The organism is Rhodobacter sp. P2_H5 (assembly GCF_056403335.1).
Genome location: NZ_JBFUFS010000001.1, coordinates 436285 through 459359, shown reverse-complemented (window position 1 = coordinate 459359; position 23075 = coordinate 436285). Strand labels below are relative to the sequence as shown.

22 protein-coding genes are annotated in these 23075 nt (G+C 65.6%); 9 read left to right on the top strand and 13 right to left on the bottom strand.

Features of this window, described 5'->3' with window-relative positions; genetic code table 11:
* Together AC1DVR_RS02130 and AC1DVR_RS02125 are read right to left on the bottom strand one after the other, a co-directional pair.
* The coding region (locus AC1DVR_RS02130) for a GTP-binding protein (protein ID WP_477998869.1) at nt 1-248 on the bottom strand (248 nt) is incomplete at its 3' end.
* A gap of 103 nt (nt 249-351) precedes the next feature.
* Nucleotides 352-1065, bottom strand: a complete 714-nt coding sequence (locus AC1DVR_RS02125; RefSeq protein ID WP_477998868.1) for a hypothetical protein — start codon at nt 1063-1065, stop codon at nt 352-354.
* A 162-nt stretch (nt 1066-1227) separates the two neighbouring features.
* Here AC1DVR_RS02125 and AC1DVR_RS02120 point away from each other — a divergent pair, with 162 nt between their 5' ends.
* The 3 genes from AC1DVR_RS02120 to AC1DVR_RS02110 all read left to right on the top strand — a co-directional run bounded on the left by AC1DVR_RS02120 (nt 1228) and on the right by AC1DVR_RS02110 (nt 4215).
* A complete protein-coding gene (locus AC1DVR_RS02120; RefSeq protein WP_477998867.1) occupies nt 1228-2595 on the top strand; it encodes a cytochrome P450 in 1368 nt (455 codons plus the stop codon).
* Between the two features lie 113 nt (nt 2596-2708).
* Nucleotides 2709-3554, top strand: a complete 846-nt coding sequence (locus AC1DVR_RS02115; protein WP_477998866.1) for a hypothetical protein — start codon at nt 2709-2711, stop codon at nt 3552-3554.
* 4 nt (nt 3555-3558) lie between these two features.
* The gene (locus AC1DVR_RS02110; RefSeq protein WP_477998865.1) at nt 3559-4215 is read left to right on the top strand and encodes a Fe2+-dependent dioxygenase; all 657 of its coding nucleotides are present in this window, start codon (nt 3559-3561) and stop codon (nt 4213-4215) included.
* 141 nt (nt 4216-4356) lie between these two features.
* On the opposite strand, the gene AC1DVR_RS02105 is transcribed toward AC1DVR_RS02110, so the two are convergent.
* Together AC1DVR_RS02105 and parC are read right to left on the bottom strand one after the other, a co-directional pair.
* On the bottom strand, nt 4357-5253 hold the full coding sequence (locus AC1DVR_RS02105) for a calcium-binding protein (protein WP_477998864.1): 897 nt from the start codon (nt 5251-5253) through the stop codon (nt 4357-4359).
* Between the two features lie 108 nt (nt 5254-5361).
* Nucleotides 5362-7689 (bottom strand): DNA topoisomerase IV subunit A, encoded by a 2328-nt coding sequence (gene parC / locus AC1DVR_RS02100; protein WP_477998863.1) that lies wholly within the window; start codon nt 7687-7689, stop codon nt 5362-5364.
* Between the two features lie 144 nt (nt 7690-7833).
* Here parC and AC1DVR_RS02095 point away from each other — a divergent pair, with 144 nt between their 5' ends.
* Together AC1DVR_RS02095 and AC1DVR_RS02090 are read left to right on the top strand one after the other, a co-directional pair.
* Nucleotides 7834-8385, top strand: coding sequence for an SH3 domain-containing protein (locus tag AC1DVR_RS02095; protein ID WP_477998862.1), 552 nt, complete (start codon nt 7834-7836; stop codon nt 8383-8385).
* Nucleotides 8386-8448: 63 nt separating this feature from the next.
* The gene (locus AC1DVR_RS02090) at nt 8449-9273 is read left to right on the top strand and encodes an SDR family NAD(P)-dependent oxidoreductase (RefSeq protein ID WP_477998861.1); all 825 of its coding nucleotides are present in this window, start codon (nt 8449-8451) and stop codon (nt 9271-9273) included.
* Nucleotides 9274-9335: 62 nt separating this feature from the next.
* Here AC1DVR_RS02090 and AC1DVR_RS02085 read toward each other — a convergent pair whose 3' ends face one another.
* Genes AC1DVR_RS02085 through cuyA form a run of 7 tightly spaced genes read right to left on the bottom strand, consistent with a single transcriptional unit; the run spans nt 9336 to nt 15948 of the window.
* On the bottom strand, nt 9336-10091 hold the full coding sequence (locus AC1DVR_RS02085) for an alpha/beta fold hydrolase (protein WP_477998860.1): 756 nt from the start codon (nt 10089-10091) through the stop codon (nt 9336-9338).
* A complete protein-coding gene (gene hisD / locus AC1DVR_RS02080) occupies nt 10088-11413 on the bottom strand; it encodes a histidinol dehydrogenase (protein ID WP_477998859.1) in 1326 nt (441 codons plus the stop codon). The genes AC1DVR_RS02085 and hisD overlap by 4 nt, the downstream gene beginning before the upstream one ends.
* A 16-nt stretch (nt 11414-11429) precedes the next feature.
* A complete protein-coding gene (locus tag AC1DVR_RS02075; protein WP_477998858.1) occupies nt 11430-12293 on the bottom strand; it encodes an ABC transporter permease subunit in 864 nt (287 codons plus the stop codon).
* The gene (locus AC1DVR_RS02070; protein ID WP_477998857.1) at nt 12290-13078 is read right to left on the bottom strand and encodes a taurine ABC transporter ATP-binding protein; all 789 of its coding nucleotides are present in this window, start codon (nt 13076-13078) and stop codon (nt 12290-12292) included. The genes AC1DVR_RS02075 and AC1DVR_RS02070 overlap by 4 nt, the downstream gene beginning before the upstream one ends.
* A gap of 60 nt (nt 13079-13138) precedes the next feature.
* On the bottom strand, nt 13139-14131 hold the full coding sequence (gene tauA, locus AC1DVR_RS02065; RefSeq protein ID WP_477998856.1) for a taurine ABC transporter substrate-binding protein: 993 nt from the start codon (nt 14129-14131) through the stop codon (nt 13139-13141).
* Nucleotides 14132-14174: 43 nt separating this feature from the next.
* Nucleotides 14175-14921 (bottom strand): cysteate racemase, encoded by a 747-nt coding sequence (cuyB, locus tag AC1DVR_RS02060; RefSeq protein WP_477998855.1) that lies wholly within the window; start codon nt 14919-14921, stop codon nt 14175-14177.
* A gap of 4 nt (nt 14922-14925) precedes the next feature.
* Nucleotides 14926-15948 (bottom strand): D-cysteate sulfo-lyase, encoded by a 1023-nt coding sequence (cuyA, locus tag AC1DVR_RS02055; RefSeq protein WP_477998854.1) that lies wholly within the window; start codon nt 15946-15948, stop codon nt 14926-14928.
* Nucleotides 15949-16046: 98 nt separating this feature from the next.
* On the opposite strand from cuyA, the gene AC1DVR_RS02050 reads away from it, so the two are divergent.
* Entirely contained in the window at nt 16047-16943 is an 897-nt protein-coding gene (locus AC1DVR_RS02050) for a LysR family transcriptional regulator (RefSeq protein ID WP_477998853.1), read from the top strand.
* Here the strand turns inward: AC1DVR_RS02050 and bktB are convergent.
* Nucleotides 16929-18137: a beta-ketothiolase BktB gene (gene bktB, locus AC1DVR_RS02045; protein WP_477998852.1), complete on the bottom strand. Its 1209-nt coding sequence runs from the start codon at nt 18135-18137 to the stop codon at nt 16929-16931. The two genes, AC1DVR_RS02050 and bktB, sit on opposite strands and share 15 nt — an antisense overlap.
* Nucleotides 18138-18237: 100 nt before the next feature.
* Nucleotides 18238-19257 carry a LacI family DNA-binding transcriptional regulator gene (locus AC1DVR_RS02040; RefSeq protein WP_477998851.1) on the bottom strand — a complete coding sequence of 340 codons (1020 nt, stop codon included), beginning with the start codon at nt 19255-19257 and terminating at the stop codon, nt 18238-18240.
* Nucleotides 19258-19419: 162 nt separating this feature from the next.
* Between AC1DVR_RS02040 and AC1DVR_RS02035 the strand changes: the two genes are divergently transcribed.
* From AC1DVR_RS02035 to AC1DVR_RS02025, 3 genes are all read left to right on the top strand, one after another.
* Nucleotides 19420-20946 carry a sugar ABC transporter ATP-binding protein gene (locus AC1DVR_RS02035; RefSeq protein WP_477998850.1) on the top strand — a complete coding sequence of 509 codons (1527 nt, stop codon included), beginning with the start codon at nt 19420-19422 and terminating at the stop codon, nt 20944-20946.
* Nucleotides 20947-20957: 11 nt separating this feature from the next.
* A complete protein-coding gene (locus AC1DVR_RS02030) occupies nt 20958-21959 on the top strand; it encodes an ABC transporter permease (RefSeq protein WP_477998849.1) in 1002 nt (333 codons plus the stop codon).
* 65 nt (nt 21960-22024) lie between these two features.
* A complete protein-coding gene (locus AC1DVR_RS02025; protein ID WP_477998848.1) occupies nt 22025-22978 on the top strand; it encodes a substrate-binding domain-containing protein in 954 nt (317 codons plus the stop codon).
* Nucleotides 22979-23075 lie beyond the last annotated feature (97 nt).

Genomic DNA, 23075 nt, shown 5'->3' with positions numbered 1-23075 from the left:
TAGTCAGCGTGGCCGGGGCAGTCGACGTGGGCGTAGTGGCGGGCTTCGGTCTCGTATTCGACGTGGGCGGTCGAGATCGTGATGCCACGGGCCCGCTCTTCCGGCGCGCCGTCGATTTGGTCGTAAGCGCGGAATTCGCCGAAATACTTGGTGATCGCAGCGGTCAGCGTCGTCTTGCCGTGGTCAACGTGGCCGATCGTGCCGATGTTGACGTGCGGCTTGTTCCGTTCAAACTTTGCCTTACCCATGGGGTGCCCTCGGATTGGGGGGGCCGCAGGGACCCCGATTTCCACGCGCGGCGACTTAAGCCGGAAGCGAAGGAAAATCAAGGCCAGAAGGCACCAGCCGCCGTTACGGCAGGCTGGGGCCCAGAAGCAGGAGCGGCGAGATCTCTGCCGGTTTCGGCGGCAGTTTCGAGGGCGGCAGCTTCGGCGGGGCCGGCGGGACCGGTGCCGGGGCGGCCACGGTGGCCGGTGCCGGCGTGGCGGGCGGGGTTGCCGCGGGATTTGCAATCTGTTCCGCCGTCAGGCCCAGCCACTCGGGATGTTCCAGCATGTAGTTCTGCACCATCTTGGCGGCATTGAAGGCCAGCTTCTTCATCTGCTGGTCCTTGCTTTGCGTCCAGCCCGAGCCGATCACGCTTTCCGCCGAGATACCCTCGACATAAGTCATCCGCTTGCCGCCCTTGACCAGCAACTGCTGCTTGGCGTCATCCCAGACGTTGACCGTGAAGATCAACGCCGAATGCGGGCTGGCCACGATGGGCACGCCGGGCGGGGCCAGAACATAACCGTCGATCGAGATGCCGAAGTCAAAGAGCTTGTCGCCCGAATAGCTGCCGAAGCGGTCTGCCATGGCCTGGGTCATGACAGCCTTCCATTCCTCGGGCTTGGCCTGGCGCGAGATCGGCAGGGTCTGCGCCGTATCGGCGACCACGATGTTCAGGCCGAGGGCGAAATTCCCCATCGGGCGCGGCGGTTCACCGGCATCATGGGCATCGCAGGCCGCCAACAGGAACAGTCCGCACAGGACCAGAAGAGGGCGCAACATGCGAGGCAGGGTCATGATCGGGCAAGGCTCCTTGGCGCCGGGGTCCCGCGGGAAGTCCGTTGGGGGTCCATCCCGAGATAGCGGCGGCGTGGCGCCTTGGCAACTGGCGCGCGGCTGGACGGGGGCAAGATCGGCACTATATCGTCATCAGGGAAAAGCCTTGGAACAGGAGGCGCTATGGGCAAGCTGGACAAGGTCGAGGCACGGCTTCCGGTCCGCGTGCCGCTGCACACCCAACCCCTGGGCATCTGGGGCTCGCTGCAGGCCGGGCGGCGCAATGTGCTGGAGCTGATCCCCGAGATCGCCACCCGCGTCCCGATCCTGTCGGGCACCACCGGCAAACGCTGGCATATGGTGATGGACCCCGCCGCACTCCACATCATCTTGCGGGAAAGGGTGGAGGATTACCCCAAATCCATGGTCACCAAGCTGATCCTCGGCCCGGCCATCGGGGATTCGATGTTCGTGGCCGAGGGGGCGGAATGGCGCTGGCAAAGGCGCACCGCAGCACCGGTCTTCTCGCATCGCAACATCGCGGCCCTGGCGCCGGTGATGTCGGCCGCCGCATCCCGCGCCGTGGCCCGCTTCGATGCCGCCGCCGGCCGCGCTATCGACGCCTTCGACGAGATGGTCGCCGCCACTTTCGAGGTGATCTCTGACGTGACCTTCTCGGGCGGCGAGGGCTTTGACCGCGCCGGGGTGCATCAGGCGATCGAGGATTACATCAGCAAGACGGCGCGGATTTCGCTTCTGGACATCCTCGGCGCGCCCGCCTGGGTGCCGCGTCCGGGGCGGATGTTCTCCGGGCCGGCGCTGCGCCAGATGAAGGCGATGGCCGACACCGCGATCGACCAGCGCCGCCACCGCCCCTCGACCGGGGTGCCGGATCTTCTTGATCTGCTGATGGCCGGTGAAGACCCGAACACCGGCCGCAAGATGGATGTGGACGAGTTGCGCGACAACCTTCTGACCTTCATCGTCGCAGGCCACGAGACCACGGCTCTGACCCTCGCCTGGTCGCTCTACCTCTGCGCCTTTGACCCCAAGGTGCAGGAAGACGCCCGGGACGAGGCGAAAGCGGTGCTCGGCGCCCGCCCCGCCACCGCTGCCGACCTGGCCGCCCTGCCCCTGATCCGCCGCATCGTGGACGAGGCTTTGCGGCTGTATCCGCCCGCGGCCTTCCTGTCGCGCACAGCGCAAAAGGCCGATGAGCTTTGCGGGCGCGAAATCCGGGCCGAGGACACGGTGATACTGCCGATCTACGCGATGCACCGGCACCAGTTGCACTGGAAGAACCCGGATGCCTTTGACCCGGAACGGTTTTCCGACCCCAAAGCCATCCCGCGCCTGACCTATCTTCCCTTTGGCGATGGCCCCCGCGTCTGCATCGGCGCCTCTTTCGCGCTGCAGGAGGCGGTGATCATCCTGGCAACCTTGCTCGCCCGGTTCCGCTTTGCCCCGGTGCCGGGCAAGGCGCCCAAACCCGTGATGATCCTGACCCTGCGCCCGGAAGGTGGCGTCTGGCTGCAGGTGCAGCGGGCCTGAAAGGGGCCGGCAAGGCGTCACGGATGATTGCCCAAGTAAAACGCTTGGGCAATCTTGACCTTGCCGCGCGGGGCGGTCTATTCTGACAATAATACTTGGTAATAGGATCCGCCATGACCCGCCGCCCTTCCGAACCCCGTGCCACCAAACCGCGCCGCTGGACCAGCCTTGCGGTCGCCTCGGTCACGCTTGCCGTCACACCCGCCATGGCCGAAGTCCATCGCCCGGCGCCCATCACGCTCGCCATGCCCGGGCAGGCCGCCGGCGCCGCGCGCCTTTGGTTGGCGCAGGCCGAGGGCGGCGAGTCGGGCGAGGCTGGTTTGACGGCGGATGCCACCCCCGCGGCGGCCGTTCTGGCCGAGGTGATGATCGTCGAGGGCCATATGCTGGCCGCGCGCGATCTGTACGAAAAGGGTCAGAAGGACCTGGCGGTCGAGCTCGCACGCCATCCGCAAGAGGAAGGCACGCTCGACACCCTGGGCAAGGAAATGACGGCCAAGAACGCCGCCGACATGGCGGCCGTTGTGACGGCCTTCACCGAAACCATGGCCAAGGGCGCAGCACAAAACGAGGTGGATCAATCCCTTACCGCCCTGACCCAGACCTTCGGTGCCATCGCCGCCACCCCCGCTCCCGACGCCCGCGCCCGGTTTGACGCGGTGACGCTGCTGCTGAAAGCTGCCGCCGGGGAATATGAAGGCAGCCTCAAGGATGGCGCGGTCGATGACGTGATGGCCTGGCACGAGGCGCGCTCTTTCGTCACCCTTGCGCGCGAAACCTTGCAGGATCTGGCCGCGACGCCGAAATGGACCGCCGCCGCCAACAAGGCTCTGGCCGCAACGCGCGAGGCCGATGCCGCCTTTGGCGACCCGATGGCGGAGAAGCCGCTGGCGGGCGACCCGCAGATCCTGCTGGGGGTTGCGGCAAGGGTGGAGCTTGTCACCTCCTCCGTCAGGTAACTCTATGATCGTCATAGAGAATATCCTGTCCGCCGCCGAGGTCTTTGCCCTGCGCGAGGCCGCTGCCGGGCTGGTGTTTGGCGATGGGCGGGCGACGGCGGGGCGGCATGCGGCCCTGGTCAAGGCCAATGATCAGGCCCTGCCTTGCCCCGCTTTGGACGGTATCCTCGCCAAGGTCGAACAGGCGCTCGCGGCGAACCCGCTGTTCCGCTCGGCTGCCAGGCCCAAGGCGATGACGCGGCTGATCCTGTCGCGCTACCGCAGCGGGCAGACTTACGGCCTCCATGTCGATGACGCCGTGATGCAGGGCTTGCGCACCGATCTGTCCTTTACGCTTTTCTTATCAGATCCAGAGACTTACGACGGCGGCGCCCTGATCATCGAGGACCGTTTCGAGGCCCGTGCCATCAAGCTCGACCCCGGCGAGTTGATCCTTTACCCCGCCACGTCCCTCCACCGGGTGGAGGAGGTGACGCGGGGCGAGCGGCTGGCCGTGGTCGGCTGGGTGCAAAGCCAGATCCGCGATCCGGGCCAGCGCGAGATCCTGTTTGACCTCGATCAGGCGGTGGAGACCTGCTTTGCCAGTGAGGGCAAGACGGCGCAGTTCGACCTTCTGACCAAGACCCGCAGCAACCTGCTGCGCATGTGGGCCGAGGTCTAAACCCTTCAGAACGCTGGCTTAACGAGAGAGACGCAGGGCAATTCCCGCGTCTTCTTTCCGTCTTGCCTCTGTCTTCCTTCCGTCTCTACGCGCGGCGCTTGCAGGGCTTGTTAACCATGAACCGCCGAACACGGGGCGGTATCACAGCACCAGAAAATCCGTCGCGTGAAGGTCGAGGCCAACCTTGATCTGGACCAGTGCGATGGCTGCCGCAGCGCCGTTGCCGTCGCTGTCATAGGAGACCCAGCCCGAGTTCGCGTCGTAGAGGATCACCTGATCGGCGCGGGTCGCACCCCCGGCGACGAAATGGCTGGCATCCAGCACGCCGGCGGCGCCCAGACCGCCGATCACCTTGGAGGATAGCGCGATATGGTCCTGACCGCGGGTGAAGTCGGTGATCACGTCGGAATCCTCGGCCCGCACCGCCATGTTGAAGACGAACTGGTCGCGCCCGCTGCCGCCGGTCAGCACGTCATGGCCGACGCCGCCAAACAGCGTGTCGGTGCCGACGCCGCCATCGAGGCTGTCCTGGCCATAGCCGCCCGACAGCCGGTCGTCGCCGTAGTTGCCCAACAGGATGTCATTGCCGCCATTGCCGAACAAGGCATCCTTGCCACCACCACCGGCCAGAACGTCGCCGGCGCGCGAGCCCAACATCTGATCGCTGCCGCGCGTCAGATAGCTCAGAAGATAGTCCCAACGCGCCTCCCTCACATAGGTGAAGAATGTGCTCATGTCCGAATTGAGATTGGTGAAGGTGACGGAAATGACCCTGCCCGAGGTATCGACGATCTGCTCAGTCATGCCGGACAGGGAACCGCTGGTCACGTCGACGATCAGATCTCCCGACTTTTGCACCACGATTCCGGAACCGCTCAGGCTAAGGGTGTCGGTGATGGTGCCGTTGCTGACGCTCCAGACGATCTTGGTCGCGCTAATCGAGGCGGGAACGAAGCCCAGCAGACCGCCGAGGTCGAAGCCGTCAGCCCAATAGGCGCCCCCGCTGTCCCTCGGGAGGTCAAATACAAATTTCGCCATGAAATCACCCTGCACACACTGAACCCGCCCGATCGTGCAGGAGGCATCCGGCGCGGTCAAGTCAAAGTCGCACTGGACAAAGTCGGGTTGGCCAAAGTCGGGTTGGCGTCAGTTGAAGCGGTTGTCGCGCGGGAAGCCGCGGGGCGCCATCGAGCCGGTGCCGGCGCGGTTGCCCAGCCACATCAGAAGCTCGGTCTCGGTCCTTGTGCGACCGGCGGGGTCTTTCCACGACAGGCCCTGGGCGAGGGTGAAGGTCGTGGCGTCGGACAACCCGCCGTCCCTGTACTTTTGCAGGCGCACGCCCTTGCCCTTGGTCATTTCCGGCACCTGGGTTAGCGGGAAGATCAGGACCTTGCGGTTTTCCCCCACCACGGCGACATGATCGCCATTGACCCGGCGGCAGACGGCGGTTTTCACGCCCTCGGCCACGGTCAGCACCTGTTTGCCGGCCTTGGTCTGGGCCAGAACCTCATCCGAGTTCACCACGAAGCCGTCACCGGCGGTGGAAGCGAGCAGAAGCTTCTCGCCGGGGCGGAAGATCATCAGATCGACGATGGCGGTGTCGTTGGGCAGATCGACCATCAGGCGCACCGGTTCGCCCATGCCGCGCCCGCCGGGCAGGTTCACGCCCATCAGGGTGTAGAAGCGGCCATTGGCGGCGACGATCAGGATCTTGTCGGTCGTCTCGGCATGGAAGGCGAAGCGGGCGGCGTCGCCGTCCTTGAACTTCTGTTCGAGGCTGAGGTCGGCATGGCCTTTCAGCGCGCGGATCCAGCCCATTTGCGAACAGATCACGGTGATCGGCTCGCGCTCGATCATCGATTCGGCGGTGATTTCAATGGTCTCGCCCGCTTCGGCAAAGGTGGTGCGGCGGCGGCCGGCCTTGGTGTCCTTGCCGAAGGCCTTGCGGATCTCCTCCAGTTCGGTCCCGATGCGCTGCCACTGCGCGACATCGGAGGCGAGGAGTGTCGCCAGTTCGGCGCGTTCGGCGATCAGGGCGTCGCGTTCGGCGATCAGCTCCATCTCTTCCAGGCGGCGCAAGCTGCGCAGGCGCATGTTGAGGATGGCTTCGGCCTGCACCTCGTTCAGCTGGCCCTGGCCTGCGGCCGGCGGGACGTAGTCGCGCTCTGACGTGGCGCGCTTGTGCTTCTTGTCCCAGTTTTCCGCCATCAGGGCGCGCTTGGGGTCGTCATCATAGCGGATGATGTCGATCACGCGGTCGAGGTTGAGGAAGGTGATCAGGAAACCGGCGAGAATCTCCAGACGTGCGTCGATCTTGTCCACGCGGTGCTGGCTGCGGCGCTTCAGCACGTCGCGGCGGTGGTCGAGGAAGGCGCGCAGCACCTCTTTCAGCGAGCAGACTTTCGGCACCTTGCCGTCGATCAGCACGTTCATGTTGAGCGAGAAGCGCGATTCCAGTTCGGAATTGCGGAACAGGGCGGCCATCAGCTGGTCAGGCTCGACCGTGCGGGAGCGCGGTTCCAGGATGATGCGGATATCGTCGGCGCTCTCGTCGCGGACATCGGCGAGTAGGGGGACCTTTTTGAGGTTCACCAGCTCGGCCAGACGCTCGATCAGCTTGGATTTGGCGACCTGATAGGGGATCTCGGTGACGACGATCTGCCACATGCCACGGCCGAGATCCTCGATCTCCCACCTCGCCCGGGTGCGGAAGGAGCCGCGGCCGGTGCGGTAGCTGTCGAGGATGGTGGCGCGGTCTTCGACGATGACGCCGCCGGTCGGGAAATCGGGGCCGGGGATGAGGGCGACCAGCTGGTCATCGGTGGTGTCGGGGTCACGCAACAGGGCGTGGCAGCCGAGGATCAGTTCATCCAGGTTATGCGGCGGGATATTGGTCGCCATGCCGACGGCGATGCCCGAGGAGCCATTGGCCAGAAGGTTCGGGAAGGCGGCGGGCATCACCACCGGCTCTTCCAGCGTGCCGTCGTAGTTCGGGCGGAAGTCGACGGCGTTTTCGGCCAGACCTTCCATCAGCGCCTCGGCCACGGCGGTCAGGCGGGCTTCGGTGTAGCGGGCGGCGGCGGGGTTGTCGCCGTCGATATTGCCGAAATTGCCCTGGCCATCGACCAGCGGGTAACGCACGTTGAAGTCCTGGGCGAGGCGCGCCATCGCATCATAAATTGCAGCATCGCCGTGCGGGTGATAGTTTCCCATCACATCGCCAGAAATTTTTGCCGACTTGCGGAACCCACCGGTCGATGAAAGCCTTAACTCCCGCATGGCATAGAGAATGCGGCGGTGAACGGGCTTCAGCCCGTCGCGCGCATCGGGGAGCGCACGGTGCATGATCGTCGACAGGGCATAGGTCAGATAACGTTCGCCAATCGCGCGGGCCAGAGGCTCGCTGCGCAGGGCGGGGACGGGAGCCTCGGGGGGCGCGCCGTCAGGGAGATCGTCGTCGTGCGTATCGGACATGAGGCTTTCTGTAGTGCGCTGCGGCCAAGGGGTCCAGTGCGATTTCGCGGGCGGGGGCGGGCTGTGGCCCGTGCCTTGCCTACAATGCCCGCTTGCGGGCACCGGGTGCGCAAAGTGCGGCACACCCAGATTCAAGGTCTTTGAATGATTCGACTTCTGACCGCCCTGGCTGTGTTCCTGTTCTCCGCCCTGTGGTTTCTGGGCGAGGATCATGGCCAGTATATCCACCCGCCGCGCCCGCAGGAGGACGCCGCCGCAGCCCCCGCCGCGCGGCCGGTCTTCGTGCCGGCCAAATCCACCACCGGCCTGCCGGCTGGTGCCACGCCGGCCAAACCCGCCGCCTTGCCAGCGGTGGTTCCTGCGGCGCAACCTGCTGTCCAGCCCGCCGTGCAACCGGCTTCCGAGACGCCGCAGATCGGGGCGCAAACTGGGGAGGAGCAAAGCGCCGCCCCCGCCACCGGCGTGTCGCTTTCCCTGCCCCAGCCCGCGCCCGAGGCGCAAGTGATCCGCCTGATGCGCGCGCCCGCCGGGGCGACGGTGCGCGAGGGGCCGGGGACGCGTTTTGCAAAGCTCGGCACATTGAAAGCCGGGTTTGTGGTGATGGTGCTCGACGAGACCTCGGCCCCCGGCTGGACCCGGATCCGGACCGATGATGGCGGCGAAGCCTGGGTTGCGGCGAGCCTGTTGCGGGAATAGCGGTTGGCGGCGCGGCGGCTTCTGCTAGACCTGCCCGGCACAAGGCCAAGGCAAGGACCCCTGATGACGCGCACGATCCTGATCACCGGATGCTCCTCGGGCATCGGTTACGACGCAGCCCATGGCCTGAAGGCGCGGGGCTGGCGGGTCTTTGCCACCTGCCGCAAGCCCGAAGATTGCGTGCGGCTGCAGGGTGAGGGGTTGGAAAGCTTCGTCTTGGATTATGCCGATGAGGCGAGTGTGACGGCGGCGGTGGCCGAGGTCGCCACCTGCACGGGTGGCAAGCTGGACGTCCTGTTCAACAACGGCGCTTTCGCCTGCCCCGGTCTGGTCGAGGATCTGCCGCGCGGTGCCTTGCGGGCGATCTTCGAGGTCAATCTGTTCGGCCAGCATGACCTGACGCGGCAGGTCATTCCCCTGTTGCGGGCGGCAGGCGGCGGGCGGATCGTCAACTGCTCCTCGGTGCTGGGGATCGTGGGGGCGGAGTGGCGCGGCGCCTATGTGGCGACGAAATTCGCGCTGGAGGGCTTGAGCGATGTGATGCGGCTGGAGATGCGCGATCAGGGGATCAAGGTGATCCTGATCGAGCCGGGGCCGATCGGCACCAAGATCCGCGAAAACGCCATACCGCATTTCGAACGCTGGATCGACTGGCAAGGCTCGGTCCGCAGCGCACATTACACCAAGCTGCGCGACAGGCTTTATGCCGCAGGCGGGCCGGACCGGTTCCAGCTGCCGCCTTCCGCCGTGACCAAGGCGCTGATCCATGCGGTGGAGGCGCGCAGACCCAAGGCGCGCTATGCCGTGACAGTGCCGACCCGGATTGCCGGCCTGGCGCGGCGGCTCCTGCCGACGCGGATGCTGGACTGGGTGGTGGCCAAGGGCTGAGGTCTGGAAGATGGGCAAATTGCCCATCCTACCGGACAGGGCGCGCCTTGGGGTTGGCGGGGTCAGCGGTTGAGAAAATCCGACAGGATCGCGGCGAAGAGGGCCGGGTGTTCGAGATGGACGTTATGGGCGGCGTTCGGCACCACGGCGAGGTCGGCGCCCTTGATGCCCTGCCACAGCGCCTCGGGCTGGGACCAGGCGTAGGAACGGTCCCGGCTGCCCCAGATCACCAGGGTGCGGGCGCGGATATCGGAGAGGGCCGCACGGCCATCCCAGCTTTCCCAGGCTTTGAGGCTGGCGAGCGCGGCTTGCAGGCTGGTCTGGCGGCCCAGCGCCTCGCAGAGGGGGAAGCCCTCGGCCGCCTCGCCTTGCAGGAACCAGGTGGCGGCGATGCGGCTTGCGGTGGGTGCGATGCCTTCGGACAGAAGGCGGGCGCGGGATTGGGCGATGGTTTCGAACCTGCCGGGGAGCAGGCCTTGAGGGCCGGTGCCGTAGAGGGTGAGGCTGCGGAGGCGCTCCGGCGCGAGGCGGGCGATCTCCTGCACCACCATGCCGCCCATCGAATGGCCGAGGAGGTTGAATGCGGGGACGCCGAGGTGGTCGAGCAGGTCGAGCACCAGCCGCGCATGGCCGGTGATCGTCTCGGGTGCCTCAAGCCCCGCACTGGCGCCGAAGCCGGCGAGGTCGGGGCAGATCACGTCATGGGTGGCGCTGAAGGTTTCAAGCTCGCGGGTCCAGATGGCGCTGCCGGCGAGGTAGCCGTGGACCAGGACGAGGGGCGGGCCGCTGCCGCGCCTCTGGAAGGCAAGACCGGTCATGATGCGAGATCTGGGGCGGCCAGATCGCCGGCGGTGAGGTCGAAGACCTCGCCCGGGAAGAACTTGGCCAGGCGGATGTCGGCGGAGCGGGCGTGGCCCTCCATCCCCTCCAGCCGGGAGATGCGGGCGGTGGCCTCGGCGAGCGGGCGTGCGGCGGCGCGGGTGGCGCGTTGCCAGGTCACGGTCTTCATGAATTTATGGATCGAGAGGCCGCCGGTGTAGCGGGCCGCACCGGAGGTTGGCAGGACGTGGTTGGGTCCCGAGGTCTTGTCGCCGAAGGCCACGGTCGTCTCCTCGCCCAGGAACAGCGAGCCATAGGCGCGCAGGCGGCCCAGCCACCAGTCGAGGTCGCGGGCCTGGATATGGAGGTGTTCGGGGGCGAAATGGTCGGCGACCTCGGCCATTTCCTCGGCGCTGTCGCAGAGGATGACTTCGGCGAAATCTGCCCAGGCGGCGCGGGCGCTGTCGCGGTTGAGCGCAGGGAGCGATTCGATCAGCTTGGGCACCAGCGCCATGACGGCGGCGGCCAATGCGGCATCCGAGGTCACCAGCCAGACCGGGGAGTTGTAGCCATGTTCGGCCTGGCCGACGAGGTCATAGGCCACCATCTCGGCATCCGCCTCGGCATCGGCCACGACCATGCTGTCGGTCGGGCCGGCGAACATGTCGATGCCGACCTGACCGTAAAGGATGCGCTTGGCTTCGGCGACATATTGGTTGCCGGGGCCGACGAGGATATCGGCCTTGGGCAGACCGAAAAGCCCGTTGGCCATGGCGGCGACGCCCTGCACGCCGCCCATGTTCAGGATCACGTCGGCGCCGCAGAGGTCCATCGCATAGAGGATCGCGGGCGGAATGCCGACGCCGGGGCGCGGGGGAGAGCAGGCGGCGATATGGGGGACGCCGGCCACCTTGGCGGTGGTGATGGTCATGATGGCGCTGGCCACATGGCTGTAGCGGCCACCGGGCACATAGCAGCCGGCGGCGGAGACCGGGATCTGCTTTTGCCCCGCCATCAGGCCTGGCAGAATCTCCACCGTGCAGTCGGTGACGGTGGCGCGCTGCGCCTCGGCAAAGCGGCGGACGTTGTCATGGGCAAAGCGGATGTCGGCCTTCAGCCTTTCGGGCACAAGGGCTGCGGCGGCGCGCAGGACCTCGGGCGAGACGATGATCTCACCCTGCCAGCCGTCCAGCTCGCGGGCGAAGCGCCGGGCGGCGTCTTCGCCCTCCGCCGCGATCTGGGCCAGCATATGGGCCACGACGGCGCGCACGTCTTCCTGGTCCGTCTCGGCAGTCCGAACGGCTTTCTTCAAATATATCATCGACTTGTCTTTCCGGTTACATGCGCCCCTTCCAGGGCACGAGGCGGCGCTCGACAAAGCGCATCAAGAGGTCAAAGGCGAAGGCGATGATGGCGATCACGAAAATCCCCATGATCACCACCGGGGTTTGCAGGAACTGGCTGGCCGAGAGCACCATGTAGCCAAGGCCCTTGGTGGCGGCGACCATCTCGGCGGCGACGAGGGTGGTCCAGCCAAAGCCGATGCCAATGCGCATGGCGGTCAGGATCTCGGGCAGGGCGGAGGGCAGGATGACATGGCGCATCACCTGCCAGCGGGTGGCGCCGAAGGAATAGGCGGCGTGGATCTGTTCGATGGCCGCCGATTTCACGCCGGAGCGGGCGCCGAGGACGACGGGGGCGAAGACCGAGAGGAAGATCAGCAGGACCTTCGAGGTTTCGCCGATGCCGAACCAGATGATCATCAGGGGCAGATAGGCGAGCGGCGGGATCGGGCGGTAGAACTCGATCGGCGGGTCGAAAAGGCCGCGCATCAGGGGGCTCATCCCCATCGCGAGGCCAAGGGGCAGGCCGATGACGCAGGCCAGAAGGAAGGCGCCGAAGACGCGCAGGGTCGAGATGGTCAGATGGTCGAGGAAGGGCGTGCCGGTGAAGCCGGTGTTCCAGATCGCGATGAACTTGGTCACGATGCTCATGGGCGACGGCACGAACAGGGGTTTGACCCAGCCCATGTAGGTGACCAGCCACCAGACGAAGAAGAACAGCCCGATCGAGAAGGCCGAGAGCCAGAGCGAGCTGCCCTGCCCCGGCACGCCGTAGATCTCGCCCGGCTTGGTGGGTCTGGCACGCGACAGGCGCGACCAGAGGCCGGGGGCTTTTTGCAGGATGGGTTGGTCGGTCATGCCACGGCCTCCTCATCGGCGAAGATGATCTTCAGCACCTCTTCGCGCATCGCGATGAACTCGGGCGAGGCTTTGACCTGCCGGGCCGGCATGCCATCGAGGAACTGGCGCGAGAAGGGCAGATCGAAGAGATGGGTGATCCGGCCCGGGCGCGGTGACATGACCACGAGTTTGGTGCCCATGAACAGCGCCTCTTCGACGCTGTGGGTGATGAAGAAGATCGACTTCGCGGTGTCGTTCCAGATGTGCAGGATCAGCTCCTGCGCCTTTTCGCGGGTCAGGGCGTCGAGCGCGCCAAGGGGTTCATCCATCAGAAGGATCTTCGGGTCGCAGGTCAGGGCGCGGGCGATGCCGACGCGTTGCTGCATGCCGCCGGAAAGCTTGTAGACGGGCGAGTTCTGGAAGCCGTCGAGCCCCAGAAGGCCCACAAATTTGTTGGCGACCTCGTGGCGCTTTGCCTTGCCAATTCCTTGAATTTGCAGGCCGAAAGCCACGTTATCCAGGACGTTCAGCCAGGGCAGCAGCGCGTGTTTCTGGAACACCACGGCGCGGTCGGCACCGGGGCCTGCGACGCGCTGGCCGTCCAGCCGCAAATCGCCGGAGGAGGGCGAGAGGAACCCCGCGATCAGGTTCAGCAGGGTCGATTTCCCGCAGCCCGAGGCGCCCAGCGCCACGACAAATTCGCCCTCGGCAATCTCCAGGTCAATCTTGCTCAGCGCGGCCACCGGCGGGCGGCCATCCGCTGCCGGGTAGACAACCGAAACACTGTCGATCTTCAGCGCCATGAGCCGCTTTCCCTTTCAGATGGTCTCCCTGCCCGGGCGGTCCCGGGCAGGGCAAATGGCTTACTTCGCGGCGGCTTCGGCATAGGCCGGGGTCACGAAGGCGGAATAATCATCCGCCGTCGCGTCGATCCGGCCCGCACCTTTCAGGAACTCGGCGGTGGCCTTGACCTTGGCGGCAGCGCCACCGAGCCAGGTCTCGCTCGCTTGCGTCGCCATCGGCAGGAAGGTGAAGCCTTGCAGGATGTCCGGCACCTGGGAGGCATCGGCACCGGTGGCCTTGGCCAGCGCTATGACCTCGGGGGCGGTGGCGGTCCAGGCGGCGGGGTCTTTCAGGTAGCTGGCGTTGGCCTTGTCGATCTCTTTGAGGAACATGACGATCTTGTCCTTGTTGGCCTCGCCGAACTTGCGGTCGACGACCCAGCCGTCAAAGGTCGGATAGCCCCATTCGGCGGTCTGGTCGGCGCCGATGATCAGCTTGCCCGACTTCAGGATCTGCGATTGCACCGGCTGCCAGATCCAGGCGGCGTCGATGACGCCCTGGTCCCAGGAGGCGGCGATCTGGTCGGGCTTCATGCTGACAATCGTCACGTCGGTTTCGGCGATGCCTTCATGCTTCAAGGCGCCCATCAGCGAGAAATGCGCGGTGGAGCCGACCGGCACGGCGATGCGCTTGCCCTTGAGGTCGGCCACCTTTTCGATGCCCGAACCGTTGTGGGCAATCAGCGATTCCGCTTTGCCGATCACGTCGGAATAGGCGATCAGCTGCAGATCGACGCCCTGGCTGGCGGCAATTGCCAGCGGCGAAGAGCCAAGCTCGGACAGCACCACATCGCCCGAGGCCATGGCCGCGATGACATCGGTGCCGGAGGCGAACTTGCGCCATTCGATGTCCCAGCCGGTTTCCTTAGCCAGCGCGTCGGAGGTGGAGAGCAGTTGCATCGGCGTCGGGTTGCCGAAGTGGCCGATGATGATCTTTTCGGCCGAAGCAGCCCCTGCGAACAACATGGCAGAGGCGGCGAGGCCCAGGGCGAGAAGTCGGGTCGGGAGTTTCATGGGCAGGGCTCCTTGTTGGGTCGGTTTTGTGTTTTTATGGGTCTTACGTGGCGGTGGGTCCGGGAAGGGCAAATCTTGCGATCCCGGCCACCAGAATGTCCAGAGTATCAAAAGCCTGGCTCTCCGGCGCGACCGAATCTGCGATCAGCGAAAATTCGGTGCAGGCGATCATCTGGACCCGGGCGCCGCGCCGCAACAGATCGGCGGAGGCGGCTTGCAGGGTCTGGCGGGCGGTGTCGGTGGCGCCCCTGGCCTTGATCTCGCGGATGGCGGAGAGGAGCGCCGCCTCGTCCTCGGCGTAAAGCGGGGTCAGTCCGGCGGCGGCGAGCGGGGCATCGAAGAGGGCCACCTTGCGGACGGCGGGCGAGGCGAGGATGCCGACCGTGCCCCCGGCCCCGGCGAGGCTTGCCGCATGGGCGACCGAGAGGGCGACCATGTCGAGGAAGGGCACTGTCACCGCGCCGCGGATCGCATCGGCGTAATGGTGGGCGGTGTTGCAGGGCATGGCCAGCGCCTCGGCCCCGGCGTCTTGCAGCCTGCGGGCCATGGCGGCCAGAACCGGGGCGGGATCGACGCTGCCGCCGCCCAGAAGATGGTTGATCCGCGACGGGACTTGCGGGTTCTGGTCGACGATCAGCGGGATATGGTCGGCATCATCGGCCGCCTGCACCGCGCCCAGGATCTTCTGCATGATCAGGATCGTCGCCGCCGGCCCCATGCCGCCCAGAATCCCGACTCGCCGCGGGGCGGCTGGGCTATGGGGCGGCAGGGTGGCGGAGGTTTGCGTCATCGGATCAGGCGACCACCAGCGCCTTGGAGCTTTCCTCGAACACCGCATCATAGCCGAACAGCGCCGCCGAACCGCCGGTGTGGAGGAAGACCACCCTTTCGCCCTTCTTGAAATGGCCCTTGCGGCAATAATCGATCAGTCCGGCGGCGCCTTTGCCGGAATAGACCGGGTCGAGGAGGATGCCTTCCAGCTGGGCGAACATCGTGATCGCCTCCAGAGTATCGGCGCGCGGGATGCCGTAGCCGGCGCCGACATAGCTGGAATCGGCCACCACATCCTCGCGCTTCACGACACCGGGGCAACCGAGCTTTTCGGCGGTCTTCTGGGCCAGGGCGAAGACGCTGGCCTCCTGCTTGTCTTTCGGGGCGCGGACGCCGATGCCGGTCAGGGGGATGCCGGCGTTGATCGCCTTCAGCCCGGTGATCAGGCCCGCTTGCGTGCCCGCGCTGCCGGTGGCGGTGACGATATGGTCGATGACAAGGCCACGGTCGTTGGCCTGGCCCACCAGTTCAAAAGCGCAGTTCACATAGCCGAGCGCGCCGGTGGCGTTCGAGCCGCCGCCGGGGATGAGATAGACCTTGCGCCCCTCGGCGCGCAGCTTGTCGGCCACAGCCTCCATCTCGGCCTGCATGTCCATGCCGCCGGCGCGCTTGGAGGTGGTGGCGCCGTGCAGATGGTCCAGAAGCACATTGCCGTTGCCGTTGTAATTGCCGTCGTTGGACCCGGTCCGGTCCTCCAAGAGCAGATGGCAGGCGAGGCCGAGCTTGGCCGCAAAGGCGGCGGTCTGGCGGGCGTGGTTGGACTGGGTGGCGCCTTGCGTCATCACCGTATCGGCGCCCATGGCCTGCGCCTCGGCCATCAGGAACTCCAGCTTGCGGGTCTTGTTGCCGCCGGTCGACAGCCCGGTGCAATCATCGCGCTTGATCCAGATTTCCGGGCCGCCCAGCTCTTTCGACAGGCGGTCCAGCTTTTCCAGCGGCGTTGGCAGATGGGCCAGGAAGACACGGGGAAAGCGGGCGAGATGCATGGCGGCGTCCTTGAATTAACTTGCGCAAGACGAGCATTGATCGACTAAATTCAAATAGCAAATGCGAAATTTTCCATATATCTTGCAAGAATTGCAAGTTGAGGGTCACCATGCAGCTGGAATGGCTTGAGGATATCCTGGCGATCGCCCAGACCGGTTCCTTCAGTGGCGCAGCCGAAAAACGCCGGCTGACTCAGTCGGCTTTTTCCCGTCGCGTGCGGCAGATAGAAGAGCATGTCGGCGTCGAATTGTTCGACCGCAGCCACAAGCCGGTGGTCCTGCGGCCCACAACCCTCGCCCAAAGCGAACAAATTGCGCAGCTTGCCGCTTCCTTGCGCCAATTGGTGGTGGACCTGCGGCGCGGCGACCGAATCGCCAACAACAAGATCGTCATTGCGAGCCAGCACTCGCTGGCGACCTCTTTCACGCCGGGAATCATCCAGGGCATCCAGCAGAGCGGGGAGGAGACCTATGTCCGCCTCCGCTCGGCCAACCTGGACGAATGCTTTGGCCTGCTTTTGTCGCGGCAGGCCGATGTGGCGATCTTCTATCAGGTGCCGGAGGAGAAGATCGATGTCAGCGACGCCTATCTGGATGTGGTGACCCTCGGCACCGATCGGCTGATTCCGGTCTTTGCCAGCGCCCCGGTGGCGCAGGGCGAGCTGCCCTATGTCGCCTATCCCGGCGATGTCTCCTTCGGCAAGGTGATGGAGGGGCGGATCCTGCCGCAGCTGCCGCCGCATCTGACCCCGGTGCCGATGGCCGAAACCGCCCTGACGCTGGCCGCTTTGGAAATGGCGACGGTGGGGGTGGCGGTCGCCTGGGTGCCGCAGTCGCTGGCGGCGGAACGACTGGCGAGTGGCCGGCTTTGCGATCTGTCGCCCAGCCTGCCCAGCTGCCCCCTGCTGGTGCGCGCCGCCCGGCTGCATGGCGCGGCAGGACCGGTGGAGATGGCCTTCTGGTCGCGCCTGCTCGCCCTGTCAGCCGAAGGTTGAACCCTGGCCTGCTTTCGGGTTTTCGACCACCACGGCGATGCCCTGCCCGCCACCGATGCACATGGTGGCCAGACCGTAGCGGCCGCCGCTGCGCTGCAATTCATGGATCAGCTTGATCAGGATGATCGCGCCGGATGCGCCGATCGGATGGCCCAGCGCCACTGCGCCGCCGTTCGGGTTGGTCTTTTCCGGCGGAAAGCCCAGTTCCTGTGCCACGGCGCAGGCCTGGGCGGCAAAGGCCTCGTTGGATTCGATGACATCCAGATCCGCCACCGTCAGACCCGCGCGGGCCAGGGCCTGTTTCACCGCAGGCACCGGGCCAAGCCCCATCACCTCCGGCGCGACGCCGCCGAGACCGGTGGCGACGATCCGCGCCAGCGGCGTCACACCGCGCGCCTCGGCCACGGCTGCCTCCATCAGAACCAGCGCCCCGGCCCCGTCGTTGAGGCCCGAGGCATTGCCTGCGGTGACCGAGCCGTCCTTGGCAAAGGCCGGGCGCAGCTTTTCCAGATCGGCGAGGGTCACACCGGGGCGCACATGTTCGTCGGTATCAAAAACCACCTCGGCGCGGCCTTTCTTCACCGTCATCGCCAGGATTTGCGCGGTGAAGCGACCCTCGGCGATGGCCTGCGCCGCCCGCCTGTGGCTTTCGACGGCGAAAGCGTCCTGGGTGGCGCGGTCGATCTGGCCGCGCGTCGCGACATTCTCCGCCGTGATGCCCATGTGGCCGTTGCCGAAGGGGTCGGTCAGGGCGCCGACCATCATGTCCACGGCCTTCATGTCGCCCATCTTCTGCCCCGTGCGGCCCTGGGTGATCAGATGGCCGGCGCGGCTCATGCTTTCGGTGCCGCCGGCCAGCGCAATGTCGGCATGGCCGAGTACGATCTGCTCTGCCGCCGTGACCACCGCCTGCAGGCCCGAACCGCAAAGCCGGTTCAGGGTCAGCGCTGGGGCGGTATGGGGGACCCCGGCCCGCATGGCGACGATGCGCGAGATATACATATCCTCGGGGGCGGTGTGGATCACGTGGCCCATGACGGTCTGTCCGATATCCGCCCCCACACATCCGGCGCGGGCGATGGCCTCACGCGCGACAGCCGCGCCCAGATCGCCGGGGCTGATGCCGGACAGGGCGCCGGAAAAGTCGCCGATGGCGGTGCGGACGCCGGAGGCGATGATGACGGAACGGGGCATGGCGATCTCCTGCGGTGAGCTGCCTCAAGCTGTTCCCCCGGCCCGCGCAGGGCAAGAGCGTGGGTCCGTGTTCCACCCGTGACGTTGCGGCACGAGGGCCCTAGATCTTGCGCGGCGGGCCGACCGAATTGCGCACCACGAGGTCGGGCAGCAGGAGGATCTCGGTCTCGGCCGGTTCGCCCTCGCCCAGAAGCTGGAGGAGGAGCGCCATTGCATGCTTGCCGATCATGCCGCGCGGCTGGCGGATCGTGGTCAGGCCGGGCGACATGTAAGAGGCTTGCGGCACGTCATCGAAACCGGTGACCGAGAAATCGCGCGGCACGTCGTAGCCGCGGGCGGCGAGGCCCAGCATGACGCCGATGGCGGTCTGGTCGTTGACGCACATGAAGGCAGTGGGGAGCGTGTCGCGCAAAAAGAGGCGGTCCACAGCGAGGCGGCCGCTTTCGATGGTGCCGTCGCCCTCCATTACGATGCGGCTTTCGGCGGGGATGCCGGCCGCGTCCAGACCCGACTCGCAGCCGATCAGCCGGCGCTGATAGGCCAGCCGGTTGCGGGCCGCGCCGATGAAGGCGATCTTGCGGTGGCCTTCGGAGATGAGAAGATCGACCGCCTTGCGCGCGCCGCCGATGTCATCGACGCCGACATAAGGAATGCCGCCGTTGAAGACAGGCTCGAAGACGCCGACCGTGGGCGGCAGCTTGGCGGTCATCGACTGGTGGCCGAAGGGCAGGATGCCGGTGAAAAGGATCATCCCGGCGGCCTGGTTGGAGGAGAAGAACTTCAGATACTCCACCCCCCTTTGTGCGTCGTTCTGGGTGTGACCGATCAGGACGCCATAGCCATGCGCACGGGCCTCATTCTCCAACCCCACCAGAATGCTGGAGAAATTCGGGTCGCCGATGTCTGGCGCCACCACAAGGATCATGTTGGATTTGCCAAGCCGCAGGCTGCGCGCCATCGCGTTGGTGGTATAGCCGGTCAGGGCAATGGCCTGATTGACCTTGAGCCGGGTCGAGACGGCCACCTTCTCGGGCAGGTGGATGGCGCGCGAAACGGTGGCGATCGACACCTCGGCAATGCGGGCGACGTCTTCAATGGTGGCGGGTGAAGTGTTCGTCACGGTGCGGCCTGTTCCTGCTGACCCCCCTTTCCTACACGCTCCTCGCTGCAGGTGCAAAGCTGGCGGTAAAAATCTCGGGCGGCACCGGCAATGTAAACCTTTACATGAAAAATGCAAAGGTTTACACCTGAGGGAGCGGGGGGAGCCGCGAGGGAGGAAGTCATGGAGTCAGCGCCTTTGGGCCGCGACGACATCGTGCTGTCTGCGGAGCGGATCAGCAAGACATTCAGCGGCGTTCAGGTGCTGTTCAGCGTCGATTTCACCCTGCGGCGGGGCGAGATTCATGCGCTGATGGGGGAGAACGGGGCGGGGAAATCCACCCTCGTGAAGATCCTCTCGGGCTTTGAACAGCCGACCTCGGGCGAGATCTTCCTGGATGGCGTCAGCGTCAAGCTGCCGCCCAACGGCGCGGCGGAAGCCTTGGGGATCGTGGTGATCCATCAGGAATTCAACCTCGCCGAACATCTGACCGTCACCGAAAGCCTGTTTCTGGGGCGCGAGGTCGCCCGCTATGGCGTGCTCGACCGCAAGCTGATGCGGGCCGAGACGAGGCGGGTGCTGGACCTTTTGGGCTCGCATATCAGCGAGACGGCGGTGATTTCCGCGCTGTCGGTGGCCGACAAGCAGATGGTCGAGATTGCCAAGGCGATCAGCCGCGATGCGCGGATTGTCTTCATGGATGAACCCACCGCCGTCCTGTCGCGCGATGAGACCGAGGCGCTGTTCCGCCAGGTGCGCAAGCTGCGCGACCGGGGGACGAGTTTCGTCTTCGTCTCGCACAAGCTGGACGAAGTGACGGAACTGTCCGACCGCGTGACGGTCCTGCGCGATGGGCAATGGGTGAAGACGGCGGCGACCTCGACCTTGGACGGCGAGTCCATTGCCCAGCTGATGGTGGGGCGAGAGCTGTCCAGCCTTTACCCGCAGAAATCCGAACCCGATGTCGATGAGGCGCGGGTCTTGTCGGTGGTGGGGCTGACAACGGCCCATGTCCGCGACGCGCATTTCGACCTGAGGAAGGGCGAGATTCTGGGCTTTTCCGGCATGATCGGATCAGGCCGGACCGAGCTGATGGAGGCGATTGTCGGGCTTTATCCGCGCCTTGCGGGTGAAGTGCGGATCGGCGAGGCGCTGATGCCTGCGGGCGACATTCAGGCGACCTCTGACGCGGGGCTGGTCTATATGACCAAGGACCGCAAGTCGAAGGGCTTGCTTCTGGGGTCTGACATGACCGCCAACCTGACGCTGCAATCGCTTGACCGGCATGGGCACTGGGGCTACCTCAGCCCGGCCAGCGAGGCCAAGGCATTGGAGCGGGCGCGGCGGCGCTTTGACATCAGGGTGCGCGATGCCAGCGTGGTGGCGGGGCGGATGTCGGGCGGCAACCAGCAGAAGCTTCTGCTCGCCAAGGTGATGGAGATCACGCCGAAAATCCTGATCATCGACGAGCCGACACGCGGTATCGACGTGGGCACCAAGCAGCAGATCTACCATTTCATCGCCGGCCTCGCGCGCGAGGGGTGTTCGATCATCATGGTGTCTTCCGAGATGCCGGAGGTGATTGGCCTTTGCAGCCGCGTCGTGGTGATGCGGGCCGGGCGGATCGTCGGGGTGCTGGAAGGCGACGAGATCAACGAACAGGAAATCATGCGCTATTCGGCGGGCCTGAAACAAAAAGCCGTGGCGTGAGGGGGGACGAGATGACGACAGGAACCGAGGCCGAGGCGCGCAAGTGGCGCTGGCAGGATGTGGATCTGCGCGCCGTGGCGCCCTTTGCGGCGCTGGCGCTGTTGTTGATCCTAGGGGCCTTGGTCAACCCGAATTTCATCGGGCTCAACAACCTCGCCAATGTGGCGACGCGCAGCGCCTTCATCGCGCTGATCGCGGTGGGGGCGACCTTTGTGATCTCCTCGGGTGATCTCGATCTGTCGGTGGGGTCGATGGTGGCTTTCGTGGCCAGCCTGATGATCCTGTTCCTGAACTCTGGCGTGATTGCCGATCCGGGGCTGGCGATTGCGGCGGCGATTGTGCTGGCCCTGGTGATTGGCGCCTTGTGCGGGCTGGCCAATGGGTTGATCACGACACTGGGCAAGATCGAGCCCTTCATCGCCACCCTGGGCACGATGGGGATATACCGGGGTCTGACCACCTGGCTGAGCCAGGGCGGGGCGATCACCCTGAAATCGGCGGAACAGCAGAACCTCTACCGGCCAGCCTATTTCGGCTACATCCTCGGCGTGCCGGTGCCGATCGTGGTGGTGCTGGTGGTGACCTCGATCGCGGCCTTTGTGCTTTACCGGATGCGGTACGGGCGGCATGTGGTGGCGGTGGGGTCGAACCCGAATGTGGCGCGCTATTCGGGCATCAAGGTGGACCGGGTCAGGACCACGGCCTTTGTCATCCAGGGCGTCTGTGTCGCGATTGCGGTCATGCTTTATGTGCCGCGTCTGGGGTCGACCTCGGCCACCACGGGCATCCTGTGGGAGTTGCAGGCCATCACCGCCGTGGTCATCGGGGGCACCGCCCTCAAAGGCGGGGCGAGCCGGGTCTGGGGGACGATCTGCGGCGCCTTCATCCTGGAATTGGTGGGCAATATCATGCTCTTGTCGAATTTTATCAGCGAATATCTGATCGGGGCCATTCAAGGCGCGATCATCATCATTGCGATGCTGGTGCAACGATCACTGGTGCGCAAGTCGTGACGACGGCGCCGGGGAGGGGTCGCCCCGGCATCGCAAGACCAGACCTGTCCAAAGGGAGAGAGAAAATGCGTAAAGGACTAATGAGCCTTGTCACCGTGGCGGCCATCGCCATGGGCAGCACAGCCGCCTTCGCTGAAGACAAGCCGATGACGGTGGGTGTATCGATTCCGGCAGCCGATCATGGCTGGACCTCGGGCGTGGTGTTCCATGCCAACCGGGTCGCCAAGATCCTGATGGATCAGCACCCGGGGCTGAACATCATCGTCAAGACCTCGCCCGATCCGGCGAGCCAGGCCAATGCGCTGCAGGACCTTGAAACGCAAGGCATCGACGCCTTGGTGATCCTGCCGAGCGACCCCGATCCCCTGGTCAACTCGATCAAGGAGATCAAGTCCAAGGGCACCTTCGTGACCATCGTGGACCGTGCGCCCTCGGTCAACGACGATTCCGTGCGCGACCTTTATATCGCGGGCAACAATTTCGCGCTGGGGGAGACGGCGGGGAATTACATCAAGGCAACCACGCCGGATGCCCAGGTCGTCGTGATCCGCGGTCTGCCGATCCCGATCGACCAGACCCGTCAGGATGGCTTTGACAAGGCGGTTGCCGGCTCTGGCGTCAAGGTGCTGGATCGTCAGTTCGGCAACTGGAACCGCGACGATGCCTTCAAGGTCATGCAGGATTACCTGACCAAGTTCCCCAAGATCGACGTGGTCTGGTGCCAGGATGACGACATGGCCGTGGGCGTCCTGCAGGCGATCGAGCAGGCTGGCCGCACCGACATCCAGTATGTCGTGGCCGGTGCCGGGTCGAAAGACATGATCAAGAAGGTCATGGACGGCGACAAGATGATCCCGGTGGACGTTCTGTACCCGCCGGCCATGGTCGGTACCGCGCTGGAGATGACGGTGGCCGGGCTTTACGGCCAGGTTCCGGTGCGCGGCACCTTCACGCTGGATGCGACGCTGATCACCAAGGACAATGCCAAGGCCTATTACTTCCCCGACTCGCCGTTCTGAGCCGGACATGACGCGGYCACCTGCCCCCATCGGGCGGGTGGCCCCCATCGGAAGGCCGCGCAAACCGCCCCCTTCGCCGTTCTTCAGCGTTGCTTTC

Bases quoted from the DNA above. Each gene is read 5' to 3' on its own strand.
- AC1DVR_RS02125 (WP_477998868.1), bottom strand. From the start codon at position 1,065: ATGACCCTGCCTCGCATGTTGCGCCCTCTTCTGGTCCTGTGCGGACTG.
- AC1DVR_RS02120 (WP_477998867.1), top strand. From the start codon at position 1,228: ATGGGCAAGCTGGACAAGGTCGAGGCACGGCTTCCGGTCCGCGTGCCG.
- AC1DVR_RS02115 (WP_477998866.1), top strand. From the start codon at position 2,709: ATGACCCGCCGCCCTTCCGAACCCCGTGCCACCAAACCGCGCCGCTGG.
- AC1DVR_RS02110 (WP_477998865.1), top strand. From the start codon at position 3,559: ATGATCGTCATAGAGAATATCCTGTCCGCCGCCGAGGTCTTTGCCCTG.
- AC1DVR_RS02105 (WP_477998864.1), bottom strand. From the start codon at position 5,253: ATGGCGAAATTTGTATTTGACCTCCCGAGGGACAGCGGGGGCGCCTAT.
- parC (WP_477998863.1), bottom strand. From the start codon at position 7,689: ATGTCCGATACGCACGACGACGATCTCCCTGACGGCGCGCCCCCCGAG.
- AC1DVR_RS02095 (WP_477998862.1), top strand. From the start codon at position 7,834: ATGATTCGACTTCTGACCGCCCTGGCTGTGTTCCTGTTCTCCGCCCTG.
- AC1DVR_RS02090 (WP_477998861.1), top strand. From the start codon at position 8,449: ATGACGCGCACGATCCTGATCACCGGATGCTCCTCGGGCATCGGTTAC.
- AC1DVR_RS02085 (WP_477998860.1), bottom strand. From the start codon at position 10,091: ATGACCGGTCTTGCCTTCCAGAGGCGCGGCAGCGGCCCGCCCCTCGTC.
- hisD (WP_477998859.1), bottom strand. From the start codon at position 11,413: ATGATATATTTGAAGAAAGCCGTTCGGACTGCCGAGACGGACCAGGAA.
- AC1DVR_RS02075 (WP_477998858.1), bottom strand. From the start codon at position 12,293: ATGACCGACCAACCCATCCTGCAAAAAGCCCCCGGCCTCTGGTCGCGC.
- AC1DVR_RS02070 (WP_477998857.1), bottom strand. From the start codon at position 13,078: ATGGCGCTGAAGATCGACAGTGTTTCGGTTGTCTACCCGGCAGCGGAT.
- tauA (WP_477998856.1), bottom strand. From the start codon at position 14,131: ATGAAACTCCCGACCCGACTTCTCGCCCTGGGCCTCGCCGCCTCTGCC.
- cuyB (WP_477998855.1), bottom strand. From the start codon at position 14,921: ATGACGCAAACCTCCGCCACCCTGCCGCCCCATAGCCCAGCCGCCCCG.
- cuyA (WP_477998854.1), bottom strand. From the start codon at position 15,948: ATGCATCTCGCCCGCTTTCCCCGTGTCTTCCTGGCCCATCTGCCAACG.
- bktB (WP_477998852.1), bottom strand. From the start codon at position 18,137: ATGCCCCGTTCCGTCATCATCGCCTCCGGCGTCCGCACCGCCATCGGC.
- AC1DVR_RS02035 (WP_477998850.1), top strand. From the start codon at position 19,420: ATGGAGTCAGCGCCTTTGGGCCGCGACGACATCGTGCTGTCTGCGGAG.
- AC1DVR_RS02030 (WP_477998849.1), top strand. From the start codon at position 20,958: ATGACGACAGGAACCGAGGCCGAGGCGCGCAAGTGGCGCTGGCAGGAT.
- AC1DVR_RS02025 (WP_477998848.1), top strand. From the start codon at position 22,025: ATGCGTAAAGGACTAATGAGCCTTGTCACCGTGGCGGCCATCGCCATG.